Source organism: Pseudomonas sp. Pseusp97 (genome assembly GCF_047304025.1).
Classification (GTDB): Bacteria; Pseudomonadota; Gammaproteobacteria; order Pseudomonadales; family Pseudomonadaceae; genus Pseudomonas.
Window position 1 is genome coordinate 1 of sequence record NZ_JBGLYK010000592.1, and the last position, 246, is coordinate 246.

At 66.3% G+C, this 246-nt stretch carries 1 pseudogene; it reads right to left on the reverse strand.

Annotated features, from left to right (window positions below):
- Positions 1-119, reverse strand: a pseudogene (locus ACCC94_RS30450) (hypothetical protein); the annotation flags it as partial.
- Positions 120-246: the final 127 nt, after the last annotated feature.

Sequence of the window (246 nt, forward strand, 5' to 3'; positions counted from 1 at the left end):
ATCATCGGATAAGGATGCGGCCCCGCCACCGTGCCGATGATATAGAACGTGTTTTCGACGTTCGTCACCCAGTCGCGCATTGCTTAGTTCAGCGCGTCCTTCAGCGTGCGCGACCCCGCCCCCCCCCGCACAACCAACCCCGCCGGCGCGCGGGTCGCCCCGCCCCGGGCGCGCGCCCGGCGCCTGGTTCAACGCTGGCTCTGATTTGACCCCCTACAAAGCGAGGACTTTGCCATGAAGCTGCAG